General features: G+C 51.0%; 17 protein-coding genes. 5 read left to right on the forward strand and 12 right to left on the reverse strand.

Translation table 11 applies throughout. The annotated features are described in order from the left end of the window. The first annotated feature begins 67 nt into the window (after positions 1-67). Positions 68-1,534 (forward strand): ATP-binding protein, encoded by a 1,467-nt coding sequence (locus H6F86_RS04280; RefSeq protein ID WP_190446871.1) that lies wholly within the window; start codon positions 68-70, stop codon positions 1,532-1,534. A gap of 230 nt (positions 1,535-1,764) precedes the next feature. Here H6F86_RS04280 and H6F86_RS04285 read toward each other — a convergent pair whose 3' ends face one another. The 5 genes from H6F86_RS04285 to H6F86_RS04305 all read right to left on the reverse strand — a co-directional run bounded on the left by H6F86_RS04285 (position 1,765) and on the right by H6F86_RS04305 (position 6,437). Next, positions 1,765-1,932, reverse strand: a complete 168-nt coding sequence (locus tag H6F86_RS04285; RefSeq protein WP_190446872.1) for a metallothionein — start codon at positions 1,930-1,932, stop codon at positions 1,765-1,767. 120 nt (positions 1,933-2,052) lie between these two features. Further along, positions 2,053-2,772, reverse strand: a complete 720-nt coding sequence (locus tag H6F86_RS04290) for an ABC transporter ATP-binding protein (protein ID WP_199305045.1) — start codon at positions 2,770-2,772, stop codon at positions 2,053-2,055. A gap of 266 nt (positions 2,773-3,038) precedes the next feature. After that, on the reverse strand, positions 3,039-4,256 hold the full coding sequence (locus tag H6F86_RS04295) for an ABC transporter permease (RefSeq protein WP_190446873.1): 1,218 nt from the start codon (positions 4,254-4,256) through the stop codon (positions 3,039-3,041). 147 nt (positions 4,257-4,403) lie between these two features. Then, entirely contained in the window at positions 4,404-5,753 is a 1,350-nt protein-coding gene (locus tag H6F86_RS04300) for an efflux RND transporter periplasmic adaptor subunit (RefSeq protein WP_190446874.1), read from the reverse strand. A 111-nt stretch (positions 5,754-5,864) separates the two neighbouring features. Further along, positions 5,865-6,437: a MarR family transcriptional regulator gene (locus H6F86_RS04305; protein ID WP_190446875.1), complete on the reverse strand. Its 573-nt coding sequence runs from the start codon at positions 6,435-6,437 to the stop codon at positions 5,865-5,867. Between the two features lie 480 nt (positions 6,438-6,917). Here H6F86_RS04305 and H6F86_RS04310 point away from each other — a divergent pair, with 480 nt between their 5' ends. Further along, positions 6,918-8,066, forward strand: coding sequence for a hypothetical protein (locus H6F86_RS04310; RefSeq protein ID WP_199305047.1), 1,149 nt, complete (start codon positions 6,918-6,920; stop codon positions 8,064-8,066). A gap of 10 nt (positions 8,067-8,076) precedes the next feature. On the opposite strand, the gene H6F86_RS04315 is transcribed toward H6F86_RS04310, so the two are convergent. The 5 genes from H6F86_RS04315 to H6F86_RS04335 form a co-directional block, all read right to left on the reverse strand. Next, positions 8,077-9,258: a homocysteine biosynthesis protein gene (locus H6F86_RS04315; RefSeq protein ID WP_190446876.1), complete on the reverse strand. Its 1,182-nt coding sequence runs from the start codon at positions 9,256-9,258 to the stop codon at positions 8,077-8,079. Between the two features lie 87 nt (positions 9,259-9,345). Further along, a complete protein-coding gene (locus H6F86_RS04320; protein WP_190446877.1) occupies positions 9,346-10,662 on the reverse strand; it encodes an FAD-dependent hydroxylase in 1,317 nt (438 codons plus the stop codon). A 140-nt stretch (positions 10,663-10,802) separates the two neighbouring features. Beyond that, positions 10,803-11,144, reverse strand: a complete 342-nt coding sequence (locus H6F86_RS04325) for a hypothetical protein (RefSeq protein WP_190446878.1) — start codon at positions 11,142-11,144, stop codon at positions 10,803-10,805. A gap of 8 nt (positions 11,145-11,152) precedes the next feature. Next, a complete protein-coding gene (locus H6F86_RS04330) occupies positions 11,153-11,317 on the reverse strand; it encodes a hypothetical protein (RefSeq protein ID WP_190446879.1) in 165 nt (54 codons plus the stop codon). An 87-nt stretch (positions 11,318-11,404) separates the two neighbouring features. Beyond that, positions 11,405-11,542 carry a hypothetical protein gene (locus H6F86_RS04335; RefSeq protein WP_190446880.1) on the reverse strand — a complete coding sequence of 46 codons (138 nt, stop codon included), beginning with the start codon at positions 11,540-11,542 and terminating at the stop codon, positions 11,405-11,407. Between the two features lie 489 nt (positions 11,543-12,031). Between H6F86_RS04335 and H6F86_RS04340 the strand changes: the two genes are divergently transcribed. From H6F86_RS04340 to H6F86_RS04350, 3 genes are read left to right on the forward strand one after another with little or no spacing between them, the layout of a single operon-like run. Beyond that, the gene (locus H6F86_RS04340; protein ID WP_242033357.1) at positions 12,032-12,742 is read left to right on the forward strand and encodes a TVP38/TMEM64 family protein; all 711 of its coding nucleotides are present in this window, start codon (positions 12,032-12,034) and stop codon (positions 12,740-12,742) included. A 26-nt stretch (positions 12,743-12,768) separates the two neighbouring features. Beyond that, the gene (locus H6F86_RS04345; RefSeq protein WP_277881640.1) at positions 12,769-12,936 is read left to right on the forward strand and encodes a type II toxin-antitoxin system RelE/ParE family toxin; all 168 of its coding nucleotides are present in this window, start codon (positions 12,769-12,771) and stop codon (positions 12,934-12,936) included. A 51-nt stretch (positions 12,937-12,987) separates the two neighbouring features. After that, a complete protein-coding gene (locus H6F86_RS04350; protein ID WP_190446882.1) occupies positions 12,988-15,750 on the forward strand; it encodes a GH116 family glycosyl hydrolase in 2,763 nt (920 codons plus the stop codon). Here H6F86_RS04350 and dusB read toward each other — a convergent pair. Both dusB and H6F86_RS04360 read right to left on the reverse strand, forming a co-directional pair. Further along, positions 15,747-16,793, reverse strand: coding sequence for a tRNA dihydrouridine synthase DusB (gene dusB, locus H6F86_RS04355; RefSeq protein WP_190446927.1), 1,047 nt, complete (start codon positions 16,791-16,793; stop codon positions 15,747-15,749). The genes H6F86_RS04350 and dusB overlap by 4 nt on opposite strands. A 258-nt stretch (positions 16,794-17,051) precedes the next feature. Beyond that, positions 17,052-17,507: a hypothetical protein gene (locus H6F86_RS04360; protein ID WP_190446883.1), complete on the reverse strand. Its 456-nt coding sequence runs from the start codon at positions 17,505-17,507 to the stop codon at positions 17,052-17,054. Positions 17,508-17,717: the final 210 nt, after the last annotated feature.

A 17,717-nucleotide genomic window follows, 5' to 3' on the forward strand; every position in this document is an offset into this window, starting at 1 on the left:
TTGCTGAAGGGGGCAACTTTTCACAGGGAATAGTAAACCATTACCGGTTGAACCTACGTTTAAAGCTATGGCTAGCTACCCTTCCACACTGGTCCCTGAAGGTTGTGAACTGTTTTATGACGAAGTAGTTGCTTTACGCAGGCGAGTGGCAGAGCTAGAACATACAGAAGAAACATTGCAGCGATCGCTCAAAGATCTCGCAGATGTCAAATTTGCCCTTGACCAGTCTTCCATCGTAGCGATCACTGACCCAAAGGGTGTAATTACTTACATTAACAATAAGTTCTGCCAAATTTCAAAGTATGCTCCCTGGGAACTAATTGGAAAAACGCATCAAGTAATCAATTCTGGCTATCATCCCAAAGAGTTTTTTATGGAGATGTGGAAAACTATTACAAAGGGACAAGTCTGGCAAGGTGAGGTTAAAAATCGCGCTAAGGATGGATCTTATTACTGGGTAGACACAACCATCGTGCCGTTTCTGAGCAAGCCAGGAGAACCCTATCAATATGTGGCAATTCGCAACGACATTACTGCGTTTAAAGAGACGAAAGAAGCACTACAACAATTGAACGAGCAGTTGGAAGTCAGAGTCGAGCAACGTACAGCAGAACTACAAGCCTCTCAACAAATTCTGAAACGACAAGCTGATGATGTGTCTCAAACGTTGCAAGCACTGCAGCAGACCCAGACGCAACTGATCCAGAGTGAAAAGATGTCTAGCTTGGGGCAATTAGTTGCAGGCGTTGCCCACGAAATCAACAACCCCGTTAATTTTATCTATGGCAATCTAGTTCATGCCGATGAATATACTCAGGATTTGTTGCGTCTTATGGAACTGTACCAGCAGTACCATCCTCAGCCCCATCCTGCCGTTCAAGCAGAATTAGAAGCAGTTGACCTGAACTTTCTAATTGACGATCTCCCCAAGCTCTTGAGCTCAATGCAAGTGGGCGCTGATCGCATTCAAAAAATTGTTTTGTCGCTGCGAAACTTCTCCCGCATGGATGAGGCGGAAATGAAAGAAGTTAATTTGCATGACGGCATTGATAGTACATTAATGATTTTGCAAAGTCGGCTCAAAGCGAAAAGCGATCGACCCAGCATTAACGTCGTCAAGGAATATGGGAACTTACCTGGCATTGAATGCTATCCCGGGCAATTAAACCAGGTATTTATGAACATCTTGAGTAATGCGATCGATGCCGTAGACGAGCGGTTAGAGCATTGTCTTGAGCATCCTGAAACCTACACCCCCACCATTACGATCCAGACCGAGTTGCTGAATGATAACCAAGTACAGATCGCGATCGCGGATAATGGCTTCGGTATTCCTGAGGCAGCGCAACGTCGCTTATTTGATCCTTTTTACACGACCAAGCCAGTCGGCAAGGGAACAGGCATGGGCTTATCGATTAGCTATCAAATCGTGACTGAAAAACATCAAGGCACATTGAGATGCAAATCTAACCCAAATCAGGGTTCCCAGTTTATTGTCACAATTCCACTGGGTCAAACGGTAAGCGGCACCTAGAGCCAAGCCTGAGAGTTAACCAAGAAGTAGAACGATTGAGGTGAGAAGCGATGACACACCCACTCTTCACCTCAATGACTACGGCAGCAACATCTACTTAAACCAGAGCAATTACTATTACAAGCCGTTTCTTTCTAGTTCCCATGGCACAAAAAATGTGACGTACAGTAGTTGAAACAAGGCGTTACAGCTTTACCTTTCACTCTTTGGTTGATTCTCAATACGAAGCCTTAAGCGTCGCAGGTGCAACCTGTATGACCACAACCTTGCCCAGCAGGATGACCATTGGCGCACGCTTCGCCACAGTAGGCTTTGTCATCTTTCATCACTGCATCAGCAACAGAAACAACGCACAGGCAGTTGTCGCAAGCACATTTCATTTGGGTCACAGTAGCCATAGTTTCCACCTTGTTTGGTATACCGATTACCATAACATATGAGCAACTATTCAGATATTAGTTAAAGTGTTCTTTTACACTGTGCCTTGTTGCCGCTGCTTCGTTGCTCCGAACCAGCACTCAGGCTGCTAGCAGTTGGCTGATTTCCTGTGGGGCAAGGTGTGGATGCACAACACCACCATCTTTAAACCAAATCACTCGATTCGTTCGGCGCGCCACATCTGCTTCGTGTGTCACCATCACAACGGTCATACCACTAGCGTTTAGCTCAGTAAAGATATTGAGAATTTCTACAGTAGTGTGCGAGTCTAAAGCACCCGTTGGCTCATCTGCTAGCAGTAGCACAGGACGGTTGACGATCGCCCGTGCAATCGCGACCCGTTGCTGTTGACCACCTGATAACTCAAACGGTTTGTTGTTCATGCGGTTTGCCAACCCAACGCGGGTCAGTGCTTCAACGGCGCGATCGCGGCGTTCACGCTCGGCTACACTGGCATACACCATCGGCAGCATGACGTTTTCGATCGCCGATAGCTGCGGCAACAGATGAAACTGTTGAAACACAAACCCCAGCTTACGATTCCGCACATGAGCCAGAGCCGTATCGTCTAGTTGGGCAACGTCTTCACCATCGAGATAGTAGCGCCCACGTGTCGGTCGATCGAGGCAACCAATCACGTTCATCATGGTGGACTTACCCGAACCAGATGCCCCCATAATGGCGCAGTATTCGCCCTGTTCGACAACTAGATCAACGCCCGCAAGCGCCTGCACTTCTGTTTCGCCAGAACCGTAGATTTTGTAAATGTCTTCGAGGCGAATGATGGTGGAGGTAGGCATGGGGAGGGGGAGAGGAGTGAAGGGGTAGGAGGGTTAGAAAGGTAGGGGGAGAGGGGCGAAGGGGTGGTAAGGATGCAGGGGAAGCAGAGGGAGAAAGGATAAAGTATGAAGGATGAAAGAGTAGTTGGAGTTAGTTCTGGCTTCTGGCTTTATCGGCGTTTCGGCTGAATTCAACGTTGCAACCTGATGCTCTAAGAAACCGGATTTATGGCTCTTAACTCCTAATCCCGCTTTTTAGCCTTTAGCCTTCCGCCTTTTGCCTTCTATCAAGTGCTTCTCAACGCGACGATCGGGTCAAGTTTCGCGGCTTGGCGGGCAGGAACGACACCAAAGAATAAGCCGATACCGCCGGAGACACCGACTGCAAGAGCGATCGCAACGGGTGAAACGCTTGCTTGGAGGGGAGTAATGGCACCAACGGCGAGAATGCCACCGACGCCGATCGTAGTGCCCAGTAGACCGCCTGCTGCCGAGAGCAGTACTGCTTCAATAATGAACTGAATCAGGATGTCTTGCTGCGAGGCACCGATCGCCTTGCGTAAACCAATCTCTTGGGTACGCTCTGTGACAGAGACAAGCATAATATTCATAATGCCAATGCCGCCGACCAGTAGAGAAATACCTGCGATCGCTGCCAGCATTGCCGTCAACCCGCCTGTAATGGTGCCTACAATACGCAGCACGTCCTTTTGCGTTTGCACCGTAAAGTCATCCTGATCAGTAATTTTGTGCCGCAGCCGCAGTAAGTTTGACACCTGAAATTCGGCTGCTCCCACGCTGGCTTTATCTTTAGCAGAGAGCGAGATAAAACTTAAGTCCAAGCCATAGGGGGAGTTGCGTCCTGTCAGGCGGCTGGCTTGAGTGGTCAGCGGTATGTATGCCGCATCATCCTGGTTGCTGCCCAAAAACGCACCTTTTGCCTGCAACACACCAATTACCTGAAAACTGATGCCGCCAATGCGAAGCTGCTGTCCGATCGGGTCTTTGTTGCCAAAGAAACGGGTAGCCATATCGGCTCCTAGCGCTACAACCTGCTTGCTACCATCCACATCTTGCTGCGTCAAAAAGCGTCCTTTTGCCATGTCAAAGCTCCGCACTACCAGAAACTCTGGTGTCGTACCCACGACCAAGGAATTGCTATTGAGATTACGATAGACCACTGGCAACTGGCTCTGGCGTTGAGCAGCCACTTCCGCCACAGAAGGCACTTGAGCCGCGATCGCCTTTGCATCCTCCCAAACCAACGTGCGCGGCATATCATAGCTTCGATTCCTGGCTTCGCCGCTACCCGGTGTAACAAACAAGACGTTGGGTCCCAGCGATTCAAACTGTTCTGATGCCAGTTTTTGGGCACCCTGCCCAATGCCGACCATCGCAATTACCGAAGCATTGCCAATAATGATGCCCAACATCGTCAACGTACTACGTAACTTATTTGCAGTCAGCGTTTTGACTGCCATTTTGCCGCTTTCGAGTAAGTCCATTGGAAGAACGAATGAAGGGGTGAGGAGAGAGGAGTGAGAAGGAAAGAGGGAGGGGGTAGAAGGAAGAGGGCAGAAGGCAGAAGGGAGGAGGCAGAACTAAAAAGCAAAACTTCCTCTGCTTCCTATGCTCACCTGCCTCCCCACTCCCTAATTCTTCTGGTCCACACCCTTCGTAATGTTTTCCAGTTTCTGACCTTCGGGTAGTTCGACGAAGACCTGATTGCCAGCCTGAATGCCGCTAAGGATTTGGGTTTCGTTACCGATCGTTGAGCCGACTGTCACCAATTGGAACCTAGGCTTGTTTTGGGCATCGGGGACAAGTACACCCGTTTGTCCTTTATCAGTGACGATCGCCACGGTGGGTACAATCAGTGCTTGCGGAATTGGCTTGCCAAAGAAGGTAAGGTCAATATCCTTCATGCCCGATCGCAGTAAGTCTTTACCAGAATTCAGCCCGACCCAGACGGCAAACGTCACAACACCCCGTTGCGAAGCGTCTTCTTCAGCTTTAGGAGAAATCCGCTGTACAGTGCCTTTAAACGACTGGTCGGGATATGCCCCTGCCCGAATTTCAACCGTCTGCCCCAACCGAATCTGAGCAATGTCTACTTCAGGCACCTTAGCTTTGATCTCCAGATCACTGGCAAGGTTGGCAACGTACGTCGCTGAAGACGTGCTAGAGGCAAAGCTAGTCGGTGCAACAAACGCACCCACTTCTGCACCTGTCTGCGTGATCACACCATCAAACGGAGCAACGATCACCGCATCCTCTAGCTGAACACCAATCCGATCGAGGCTTGCCTGAGCTGCTGCCACTTGCGCCGCTGCTTGCTGAATTTCTTGAATGCGAGAACCGTTTTTTTGCTGATTGAGCTGCTGCACGAGGCTGTTGTAGCCCGCTTGAGCCTGCTCCACATTTGCTCTGGCGCTCCGTTCTTCGTTCAGCACTTCATCAAGTCGATCGCGACTAATCGCTCCTTCGGCTGAAAGTGCCTGGTTGCGCTGCGATCGCTGCAAAGCCAGATCTAGCCGTGTTTGGGCAGCGGCAATTTGCGCCCTTGCCTGGGTGGCGCTAGCTTCTGCCTGGCTGATCGCTTCGGGGCGGCTACCTGCACGTAACAAGGAGAGATTTGCTTGTGCTTTGGCAAGTTCTGCCTGCGCCTGAGCACGATCGGCTTGTAGTTCTCTCGTTTCCATCCGCGCTACGACCTGCCCTTTTCTAACGCGATCGCCCCGCTGCACTAGCAACGCTTCTAGCCGACCCGCCGTTTTCGGGTTCAAGTTCAGTTCTTTCACTGCCTGCACCTCACCGCTGGCAGTAATGCGCGCCGTAATATCTTTTGCTTGTACAGGTACAGTCAGTTGACTAATGGACTGCTTAGGAGCGGCATTGCGCGCCAGTGGCACAGCTACCGCAGAAACACCAACAATACCTGCTACTACCAGTCCTATTAGCCAGGGAGTGCTTTTGGCTTTACCAACAAGAGGAAGTTGCATAGGGAAAGAGAATCTGTAAATAGAGCGTGAACAGAGCAAGGAGAGAGAATCAAAAATAAAGCCGTTGTCTATTGAAGCAGCGGGGTACATAAAGTTCGGGCGCTAACCAACCTAGGTAGGGCTATCTGTTGCTGTTGGCATCACCTGAGACGTATGCTGCTGCTCCCATCGCTCCATCATGAGCGGCAGTTCTTGCTCTAGAAAGGCATGAATCGCGTGCATTTCTTCAAGACGCTGGCGCAATGGCGGTGCGCTGTCATCAATCAACTTCAACCCCTGTTCAGCAATTTGACGAAATGTTTTGATCTGCGTGATGCGTTGCTTCGTCAACTCAGCCCAGGCATTGGGCTTAATGCGAAAGTAATCTCGCCGTTTGCCAGGCAGACTGGTGCGTTCAATTAACCCCAGTTGCGTAAGTAGACGTGTCATGGTGCTAATTGAGCCTTTGCTCGCTTGCAAAACAGTGGCTAATTCACCCGGCGATTGGTGTGTCGGGTTAGAAATGAGCAACCAGCCCAGAATGCGCCCTGCCATGCGTGGCAAACCGACTAGCTCAAACGAAAGCCCAACCGTTTCGATGAACTGCTGCTGCTCAAGGGGCGGAAACTCAAACGGCAGAGGCTCAAGCAGTGGCTCAGGTTTCATCAGGCTTGGGTCAGTGTTTGGCAAGGATGTTGCACTCATAGCCACAAGCTAACACATCAAGTTCAGTCATTACTGAACAATTAGAAATAACTGGCACGTTTTAGTAATGCTGCAGCGATCACCAAAGGACACGCTGCTTCCTTTATGACCCTGATGTAACAACAAGTGAACACCGTTGTATTGATATTGTCAGGTACTGCAGACGGTTGGTTGTAACCCCCTTCTGTTAGAGTTTTCAGCATCTTTAGATAGATTGCAGCGCCTTACTTTTGAGTATGATGAAATCTATTCATCTTGCTGCTAGTCGATCGCCCATGTTAAGACTGAGTTCTCTATGTCCAATGCATCCGTCCTGGAAGCGTTCGACTTGAGTACTCTTTAGAAAGAACCGAAAGAACTGTCCATTCAATGCTTTTTTTGTAAACATTGCCCAAACCTTTCGGATTAGTCCACCGCTTCGATGCATTCAGTACAATATGCTGACCGATGCCATGGAGCGCTCAGACTGAGTTAAAGCCTATGAGTCCTTCGCCTGACCGTTTCCCCCAATCCTCCAAGCCTCCCTTGCCTGACGAAACTACTCCCACTCCAGAACAGCCCTCTGCTGCTGATCCGACATCAGCGGCTGTTTCTAGGTCTAACGAAGCCAGCATTGATCGCACCTCTACCTCAGGGTCTGATGAGGCATCTGACACATCGCCGTTAGTACCCAAGCGACCGTTAATGCGTCCCGTTAGCCGTCCACAGCCACCAGCAACACCACCCGTTGCTCAAAAGCCTGTAGAGCTCACGGCTATGCCATCCAAGCCTGAGGTGCCATCAGTAGTTGAGAGTAGCCCTGCGGCAGCGCCCGAAGCGATTGCTGGAGATGCCTTGATTCGACAGCAGCCTATTCCACCACCTAGCGAACCGAAGCAATATCGTGCGATCGGGCTAGTGCGGGGTCGGTACACTCCGACTGACGAGCAGTTTACTCGTGGTGCAATGCTGACGAGTGATGGCACGGAAGTGGAAGCGGTGCTACTGGGACGTGTGATGAGCCTGGTGCGAAACCATCTAGATCTAGAGCAACAGCATCTCTGGGTCGTTTATCCCCGCACTCGTGAAATGCGGCAGGACTTGCACGTACAAATTGTCGGCGTTTGGGAGCCAGAGAAGCTGAATAAAGAGGGTGAAGATGCGTCTGAGCTAGAAGCCTCGCCTCAGTCTGATTCCTCCCTAGCAGCACCCGCTAGCAGCACCCCTGAAGACTCAGGGTTTGACGAAAACTACTTCTCGATTCGGGGTGAAGTGGTGTTTTACTCTGCTGAAGAGCAGCAGATTGTGGTTAAAATCCAGCAAGCTCCCCGCAAGACAGCTGATCGTGAAAAAGCCTTCAAACTACGCTTAGACGGTGTTTTAAGCAGCCCTAAAGCACTCGGTTATTTTTGGGATCTTCAGGTCGAACGGCGTGGTGCAGCTCTAGTGGTCACAAGTGGCACCCCGATCGGGTTGGTGCCACCGAAGAAAAAGACTGCTAGTGCTGGGTTCAAACGCACGGGCGATCGTCGTCCGCCACAACGCAAAACACGCCCTGTCGGCGCCAAAAGTGCTGCACCGACTGGCGCACCGCGTCGGGAGCCATTGCCAAAACCAGTCAAGCGTGCTGAACCAGCCAGCGAAGGCTAATAGAGCCACCTTAGTCGATCGCAATTTGTGAACCCCAGGCATCCTGTGGTCGAAATGTTTGGTCGGCTGGTATCGGCGCGACAAACTCTGTCAGCGTAAAGGTTCCGGCTTCAATCCACTGCTTTAACTCCATCGCGACCTGGCGGGAGCGGAACAGGCTGGCAAGCGGCGCGACCCGTACGTTTTTGCCGTCGATCGTTAGCCGTCCTGACTTGAGTTGAGCATAGCTAACCAGCCCAAACGTTGGACGAACTCGTCGTGGAATTGAGAAATCAACCACAGGTGCCACCAGATCTTGATCCTGAACGGCACAATGCGCGACCACCTCTTCTTGCAAAACAGGAAACGGTACACCCACACCCAGCATCAGCGATGGACCATAATTCTTGAAATAGCAACCCCGCACCCAGCGGGTATCCATTTGTTTGGCATCACCAATCAGCGCCAGCGTCGCAGCGGGTCCGATCGGTGTGCGGTTAGGTAGCCGTCGCTGCAACGGAAAATGTTGAGTGCCTTCCCAAGCGACGTAGCCAATGCCGCCACCTAAAAAGATACGGGTGCCAATGCCTATAAGCTGGAGATCGGGATCATTCAGCAGGGGCGCGATCGCACCAGGGTTTGAATAAACGGCGTTACCCAGACGAGGCTGGAGTGGTCCAAGATAGGTCGCCAGGGGACGATCGCCCCCATTCACCCCCACGATAAAGTTTTGATAGAGATTGCGCGGATTGAAGAGATAAAACTGATTAATGGTCTCTCGTGTAATGGTGGTTTCAAATGAGCCACGCGGGTAGCAGTCTGTCACCTGTCCGAGCGCCCGCAGGTGTACTGGATTCCCTGCAATTAAGTCCTCAATCACATAGCCGCCGCCCTTCTCGCGGATTTCTTCGCCATCGATCGCCTCCCCCACCTGCGTTGCGCCCAGGTAAAGATCGACCGCACCAAAGCCCGAATAGGCAGGCACACTGTCCAACCAGCATTGACGAATTTTGATTGGCGGATCGGTGTGTCCCAGGTTGATCATTGCCCCAGACGACTCCATCGGCTCAAAGGTGCCAGTGGTAATGACATCCACCGCCTTCGCCGCCTGAGTGACACCTACCTCAGCGACACGTGCTTTTAGCTCCTCCACCGTCCACACAACGGCACGCTGCTGGCTGATTTTGTCATTAATTTCGGCAATGGTTCGCATAGGGTCAGCGCTAGTTTCTGCTACACCCTACACCCTACACCGTCCGGCTGAATGCTTACAGGAAAGCCCAAACCCTATCCTATGTGGTTACGTCTTCGCACGTTGAGCTAGCGCTGGAACCCGACCCATTAACCCAGTCATGAGCGCCAGAGCAATGCGTCTAGCTAACTGGCTAGTACGCAAAAGCCGCAAACCCAAGCCACGCAGTACAACAAGCGGCAGAATGTTGTTTGAAAAAACGCGGTTGAGAATATCCGTAAAGCCCAAAATCACCACGTTTTCTAACTTGCGCCAGCGTTCGTAGGTTTTTAATACCTGCGCTGCACCAATATCTTTGCCCTGCTGATGCGCTGCCTGGATAATTTGCGCCAGCGCTGCAGCATCGCGAATGCCAAGGTTCACGCCCTGCCCACCAACGGGATGACAGCAATGAGCCGCATCACCAATTAACGCTAACCGGGGCAGCACGTAGCGATCGCTCTGCATAAGCTGAACGGGAAACACATAGCGATCGCCCACAAGTGACAGAGAACCCATTTGATCGCCGTAGCGCTGTTGCAACGCTGCAAGAAAGGCATCATCATCCAATGCCGCGATCGCGGCAGCTTCAGCTCTAGGAACCGTCCAGACGATGCGACAGAGATTGTTAGGCAAGGGCAGAATGGCAAAGGGACCATCTAACTGGAAACGCTCGTAAGCAATATTGTTGTGCGGCTGCTCAGGCTTGATAAAGGCAACGACGCACGCCTGCCAGTACTGCCAGCCATGAGTGCGAATGCCTGCCTGCTGCCGTAGTTGCGACCGTGTGCCATCTGCCGCAACTAGCAGACGAGTCCGCCATTGCTGGGTTGTGCCGTCCTGCATCACGTCTAGCGTTACACCATCATCCTGCATGATCGTCTTAACGAGTGTGGCAGGGCAGAAATAGGTCACATTGGAGCTAGCATTCACAGCCTTTTGTAGCGCCTCTAGCAGTACACGATGCTCTGCCACATACCCTAAGACCTCCGTACCCAGATCCTTTGGCAAGCACTGTACAACTATGGAGTTGGCAGCATCAGAAAGCTGAATCTGGTCGATCAGGTTCACGTCAGCACGCATCTGAGCCCAGACACCGATGCCGTCGAAAATATGGCTGGACAGAAGGTTGATGTGGTAAGCCTGCCCTCTAGCGATCGCGGCAGACTCAGCTTTCGCTTCCAGCAGCGCAATTTGCAAACCAGACTCTTGCAACGCACAGGCTAGCGTCAGACCGACCAAGCCGCCGCCCACAATCACAACATCGTAATCAATCCGTTTCTTAGCGTCCTCATCCAACGTAGTGACAGGAGCAAGGGACGCACTGGGGATTGCTGCTTGTGAGCCGCTGGAAGGCGCGATCGTGTCTAATTGCTCAAGCGTCATCTTAAAGAAACGTCATAAAGAGACTGAGGCTTCGTTACATTCCTTTATTGTGGCGCGAATCAGCACGGGGAGCAAGGTAGCGGTCAGCGATTAGCAGTCAGCTTTTGGAGGCAATACCAATCTCCTTCTACAGCACAAGCTTAAGGGGTTCTCCGTGTCGCCTGTTCTAGTTTAGAGACACGGTTCTCTAGCGCACTGAGCCGATCCTTAGCTTCGATCGCCAGCGTTGCCAGACGATCAATAATTTGGGGATCAGTGGGATCAGTTGGACTGCGTGGAGTTCGGCTAGGCGGTGCACCACGGACGCTGGAAGGATTCTGCCGACTCAGTTGATTTACCTGTGCACGAAGTTGACTGAGCTGCGATCGCAACTGGAAAATATCGGCTTGCAGATTTGCTGCCGACTGAGCAGCAGTGCGTCCCTGCCAGAGCAGTAACGTCAGCAGTGCGATCGCAACCATTAACCCTACACGGCGTAACATTCATCACCTCACGTTGCATCGTTAGAAAACAAGGTTTGGATAAATGTCCAGAACGCCCAGACAAAAACAGAAGCAACCATGAAAAGCATTAGCATCGCCAGTGCTGAGAATGGTGCAATGACGACCATCAGTAGCGCTACGAGCAGGAATAATGTCCAGAGGGGATTTTTCATCTCGCTTCGTTTAGAGATCTACGTTTCTTAGCCTAGCGAGTGAGCTTGCTCATGCCCTCTAGCCTTAGCAGGAGCACAAGCATAAAGTCATTGTTGTGGGGAGCCGTCTACACCCAAGACGGTTAAATCATTGACTAACGTGGGATAGGGGAGCGTTGCTGCAAATAAACCCACAACAGTAAGACAGAGCAACGTTGGCAAAAGCTTAGGTTTAACGAGTTCCATGGTAGTTAGGATGGGAAACACAAAGGAAGAGTTACAAACTATTGCAATTGCTTGACAGCAGTAGTCGTTCTTTCAGTGTGACACATTACTTAGAGTACATAGAGGATCTACATAGGCAGCAAGTGCGATTACGTACGTGACATCAACAAAGGACGATCGCAACTTGCCAGCCTTAACGCTTGCATCACCGTATATGCTCAGTATTGAACTTTGAATTGCTATGCGCTTGTATCGCAGCCCCAGTCCATAAAATCCCTAATAGCTAGGTTTTATAGAAAGCACGGTATGCCAGAGGCTGGGGCAACAATCGTACAACGGTCACAGGTAGCTAAAAGCACACTGATCGAGACCCAGCAGACGATCGCGCTTAGCCTCTCTCGGCAATGCTTAGAACTACTTAAAGATTCTCTTCGTCTGGAGCAAAGTGCAGTATTTTTACGTCATGCCTTACGCAGCGCACCTAATTAGGCGATAAATTAGATTACTCCTATGCAAAAGCCAATGCCGATCCGATCGTACAAAACTGCTTTATGGATCGCCCTTGCTGCCGTCATCGGAGCAGTATGCCTTTACATTCCAATTGCTTTTCTGTCTAATCAAGCGGCTTTGGTGACGGAACTTAATCACCTGGGCGCCAATGCGGCGTTCTTCTTTGTAGTGGGGTTTGCAATCATTACTACCCTCGGCTTCCCTGGCAATCTCTCAACGATCGCGGGGGGTGCCGTCTTTGGGCTGTTTTGGGGCACACTGTGGTCATTAATTGGTGCCACGCTAGGAGCCATCGGTGCCTTTTTGCTGGCGCGCTTCTTTGTCTACGATTGGGCAATGCGTCGCTTTGGTCAAAAGCCATTGTTGCAGCGGCTTAACCGCGCGATCGCTCACCGACCCGTCAATTTTATTTTGGCAGTGCGTTTCTCGCCCTTGTCGCCCTTTAGCCTCGTCAACTTCCTGTTTGGCTTAACGCCTGTTGACCTCAAGACTTATACAATCAGCACCTTCTTTGGCATTATTCCCCTGACGATCGCTCATACCTGGTTGGGGGTAGCTGGTAAAGAGGCATTGAGCGGGGGCGATCGTGTGCCCTTCTTTCTAGCGCTGGGTATGCTGACGCTGCTCTCGGTGCTGCCACTGCTGGTAAAGCAAAAACCTGTAGTGCAAACAGCAAACCATCCCCGTCGAAGCCTGCGACTCTTTAAATAAGCGTTAGGTTAAGCTGCTTTGCTCAACTGCAAGAAAATCCCTACAGTCATCCGAACATGAAGCGCCTCAAAGGCTCCTTGATTGGTTGGTTGTACTACCGAATTGATGATTGGCGAATAGTGTATCAAGTTGAGGAGACACAGCAACGCCTTACGGTGCTACTCATTGCTCATCCGAGTGAGGTGTATCAGTAACCAACTGACAAAAGGCGATCGCACCTTCCCATCGCGCCTTAAAATCAGGAAATGCAAAAACCGCGATCGTCCGTCGAAATTCCTGCCTGTGCCTGGAGCCGTCCCATTGGCTTAGGTTGGGAAAAGCCGTATACCGTCCGCTATATCAGCAATCTGGATGATGGTCCCTGGCATGGAATGCCGCTGGGTGGTTTTGGTGCAGGCTGCATTGGGCGATCGCACCGTGGCGACTTCAACCTTTGGCATATCGACGGTGGTGAGCATATCTTCAAGCCGATGCCAGCCTGCCAATTTAGCGTTTTCGAGCAAGTGGGCGATCACACTCAGGCGTATGCCCTCTGCACTGAGCCGCCGGAGGATGGAACGCTAGGGGCATGGCAATGGTATCCAGCGAGTGGGGAGGCAGAAGGCAGAAGGCAAAAGGCAGAGGAAGCAGGAGAGGCAAGGGGTGTAGGGGAAGAAACTCAAAACTCAAAACTCCCACCTCACACTGGCACTTACCATGCCCTTTACCCTCGCAGTTGGTTTGTTTACGAAAATGTCTTTCAGGCAGAGCTAACGTGTGAGCAGTTTTCGCCGATTTGGGCGCATAGCTACCAGGAAAGCAGCTATCCGGTGGCAGTGTTTCAGTGGCGGGCGCATAATCCCACTGATAAACCCATCACCTTGAGCATTATGCTGACCTGGCAAAACATGGTGGGCTGGTTTACCAATGCGCTGAAGTCGCCAGACGTACAGTTGCGGGATGACGGCAGCCCGTTTTACGACTACCAACCGCGACTAGGCGAAAGCGCAGGAAACTTCAATTCTTTGATCGGCGATGAACATCGGCTCAGCATCGTTATGGCGAAGTCTGAAGATGTTGATACAAAGAATTTAACGTCTCTAACTGAGCCAACCCACTACACACCTAAAGTTTCTGAGGGCGACGGTCAGTGGGCAATTGCTACTCATCTCAACCCCAACCTCTGCGAAGTTTTTTACCATACACGTTGGAACCCTGCTGGAGATGGTTCTGACCTCTGGCAAACCTTTAGCCAAAATGGCTCTCTACCTGATGTCGATAAAGATGATTGTGCGGGGGAGAAAGAGCAGATTGGAGCAGCGATCGCCGTTCGCTTTACTCTACAACCGGGGCAAACACGCCACATTCCCTTTGTGCTGACGTGGGATCTTCCGGTGACAGAGTTTGCACAGGGCATTGAGTATTTTCGGCGCTACACCGATTTTTTTGGACGCAGTGGACAGAATGCGTGGGCGATCGCTCGGACTGCTCTCAAGCATCATCAAACCTGGCGCGAAAAAATTCAGGCATGGCAACAGCCGATTTTAGAGCGAGGTGATCTGCCTGACTGGTTCAAACTAGCGCTGTTCAACGAGCTATATAACCTGACCGATGGCGGGACGCTGTGGAGTGCTGCCGATGAGCGCGATCCCGTTGGTCAATTTGCTGTACTGGAATGCATCGACTATCGCTGGTACGAAAGCCTCGATGTACGACTCTACGGCTCCTTTGCGCTGTTGATGTTGTTCCCCAAGCTCGAAAAAGCGGTGATTCGTGCGTTTGCGAGAGCCATTCCTGCTAGCGACGATCGCACGCGAGTCATTGGCTACTACACGACGATCGGCTCTGAAAGCCCAGCAGCAATCCGCAAAATTCCAGGCGCAACCCCGCACGATCTGGGCGCACCCAACGAACACGTCTGGGAGAAAACCAACTACACCAGCTATCAAGACTGCAACCTTTGGAAAGACCTGCCCAGCGATTTTGTCCTGCAAGTTTACCGCGATTACTTACTCACAGGCGCAACCGATGTGGAGTTTCTTGCTGAATGCTGGGAGGCGATCGTCCAAACTCTCACCTACCTCAAAACCTTCGACTTAGACGGTGATGGCATTCCTGAAAACTCCGGTGCACCTGATCAAACCTTTGATGACTGGAAGCTGCAAGGCGTGAGCGCTTACTGTGGTGGGCTGTGGATTGCGGCGTTAGAGGCAGCGATCGCGATTGGGAAGATTTTGGAGAAGGCAGAAGGCAGAGGGCAGGAAGCAGAGGGGCAGAGGGAGCAGGGGGAGGTTAATCTTTCATCCTTTAGCCTTCAGCCTTCAGCCTTCAGCCTTCAATGCCAATCCTGGCTCGACCAATCCCGCACTGTCTATCAGGAAAAGCTTTGGAACGGTCAGTACTACCGCATTGACAGCAACAGCGGCTCTGATGTCGTCATGGCAGACCAACTCTGCGGTCAGTTCTACGCTCGGCTGCTAGGGCTACCGGATGTGGTGCCAGACGAATGTGCCAGAACGGCATTGCAAACGGTCTACGATGCCTGCTTCGTCAAGTTCAACGAATATCTTGCATCTGGTGCGCTAAGTGCCCAAACATTTACATCTGTGCAGGAAGCAAGAGCGGCTGAGGAGAGAGGTGTAAGGGCGGAGGAAGCAGGGGAAGCAGAGGGAGAAACTCAAAATTCTTCCCCCACTCCCCACTCCCCACTCCCCATTCCCCAATCGATCGGTGCTGCTAATGGTGTTCGTCCCAACGGTGCTCCCGAAAACCCCAATGCGACCCATCCTCTGGAAGTCTGGACGGGCATCAACTTTGGGCTAGCAGCGTTTCTCGCGCAGATGGGCATGACAGATGAAGCGATGCAAATTACCGAAGCGGTGGTGCATCAAATTTATGACAATGGCTTGCAGTTCCGCACACCGGAGGCAATTACTGCCAGCGGCACGTTTCGCGCCTGCCACTACCTGCGGGCGACAGCAATTTGGGCTATTTATGGTGTGTTGAATGGAGAACTGACAAAAGACTAGGCGATCGCCAGTTCCGCTTGTTCCACCTCGACATCCTCCGCTAACCGCTCGATCGCTCGATCAATGAGATCCAAGCCTTGCTGCACGTTCTCGATCGTGCTCAACTGTCCCCGTAGGTCAGCCGCTCCAGCAAAGCCTTTGGAGTACCAGGTCATGTGTTTGCGAGCCTGACGCACCCCGCGATCGCCCTTATATTCCCACAGCATATATAGATGCTCACGGGCACACTGGAGCCGTTCTACAGGCGTTGGCGTTGGCTTCAGGATGCCAGTCTTCAAAAACTGATCGACTTCGCCTACTAGAAACGGGTAGCCCATCGTTCCGCGCGAACACATCACGCCATCGGCACCCGTTTGCTCCAGGCAATTGACTGCTGCTTCCACCGAGAAGATATCACCATTTGCAATCACTGGAATCGATAGAATCTCCTTCACTTTGGCAATCCATTCCCACTTCGCATTCCCGTTGTAGCCCTGCGATCGCGTGCGTCCGTGAACAGTAATCATCTGCGCGCCTGCATCCTCCATCCGTTTGGCAAAATCCAGGATCGTAATTTCTTTATCTGTCCAACCAATGCGGGTTTTGACGGTGACAGGCACATCAACGGCTTTGGTAACGGAACGAACAATCGCCTCTGCTGTTTCTGGATCGCGCAAGAGCGAGGAACCACCACCATTTTTGGTAATTTTGTTCACCGGACAGCCCATGTTGATGTCTACGGTGTCGGCTCCTTCTGCAACTGCCATTTGCGCCGCTTCTGCAAGAAAGTCGGGACGACAATCAAACAACTGAATGCTAATCGGGCGCTCGTTGGGATCGACCTCCATGATGATGGGCAGCTCTTTTACATAGTGCAGCCCCGTTGCATTGACCATCTCGGTATACATCATCGACTCTGGCGCATGACGACGCACCAATCGTCGAAACACCAGGTCGGTAACGCCCGACAACGGCGACTGCAATACGCGACTGTTGACCTCAAAGTGTCCAATCTTCAGTGGTGTGGCAAGCCGTGCTTTGAGGGTAGGAGAAAGGGAGAGCATTGAACCAACGAACCTGATAAGCATCAAGCTCCATCTTATCGTTGCTGAGTTTGCAAAAACTACTGTGTCTGTTGTCTCCAGTGTCTAGCTGCCTCAAAAGCTGACTGAGACAGAGCATCAGCAATTGCCCTACTGAGCAACGATGGCTACGATCGCCGTTCTTATTTAGATGCACGATCGTACAGACTGAGCGTAAATCTAAGCACGATCGCGAATATTCTACTTGCTACTTAATTCAAAAACTATCTGAGATCAGGATTATCGCGATGATTTACTCTCCTCTAAGAAAGCAGTTTGGCTCTTTAGACACCGCTGCATAGAATCACTTTTTGACTCGGAAAATTTATTATCAACTTCCCAGGAATTAAGATTATGTAACGTACCATAGAGCAAATTTCCGAGCGTTGGTTGGTGCAAAACAAGCGTTTCTTTTGTGTCCGCAGTCTTGAAATTAACAACAAAAAAATCAGGTAATGTATGGGGCGAGATCGAAGCAGTGGTGCTGGCTGTTGCCGAGAATCCTTGATAGCAGACACGATCGCCACTAGCTGCAATTTGAATGTATCTGGAGCCAATGCGATACATACCTTCCTGAAGGGGCAAAGCTATAACAGGAACAGTCGAGCAGAGAATTGTTAGAGTGGAGCATAACGTACCCCACAGTGGGACGAAAGAAATTTTCAAATCAATCGTCTTTCCTAAAAGATTCATCATTAGTTGAAGCCTAGCCAGAAAATCTTCGCTTGCATTATATTCAAGGCACTGTTAAATAAACTTTTATGTATAGAAAGTTTAATAAATTGGTGAACTTGAAGAGATAACTTTTCACACTGCAACTAAAACTGCAGCCTATCTAAACAATGGTTAGATGTGCTTCATTCGTCTATCTATTCTAGTTAGGGTCTTTAGACCAATCCTTGTGGT

The sequence above is a fragment of the Phormidium sp. FACHB-592 genome (assembly GCF_014695795.1).
Classification (GTDB): Bacteria; Cyanobacteriota; Cyanobacteriia; order Leptolyngbyales; family Leptolyngbyaceae; genus Stenomitos.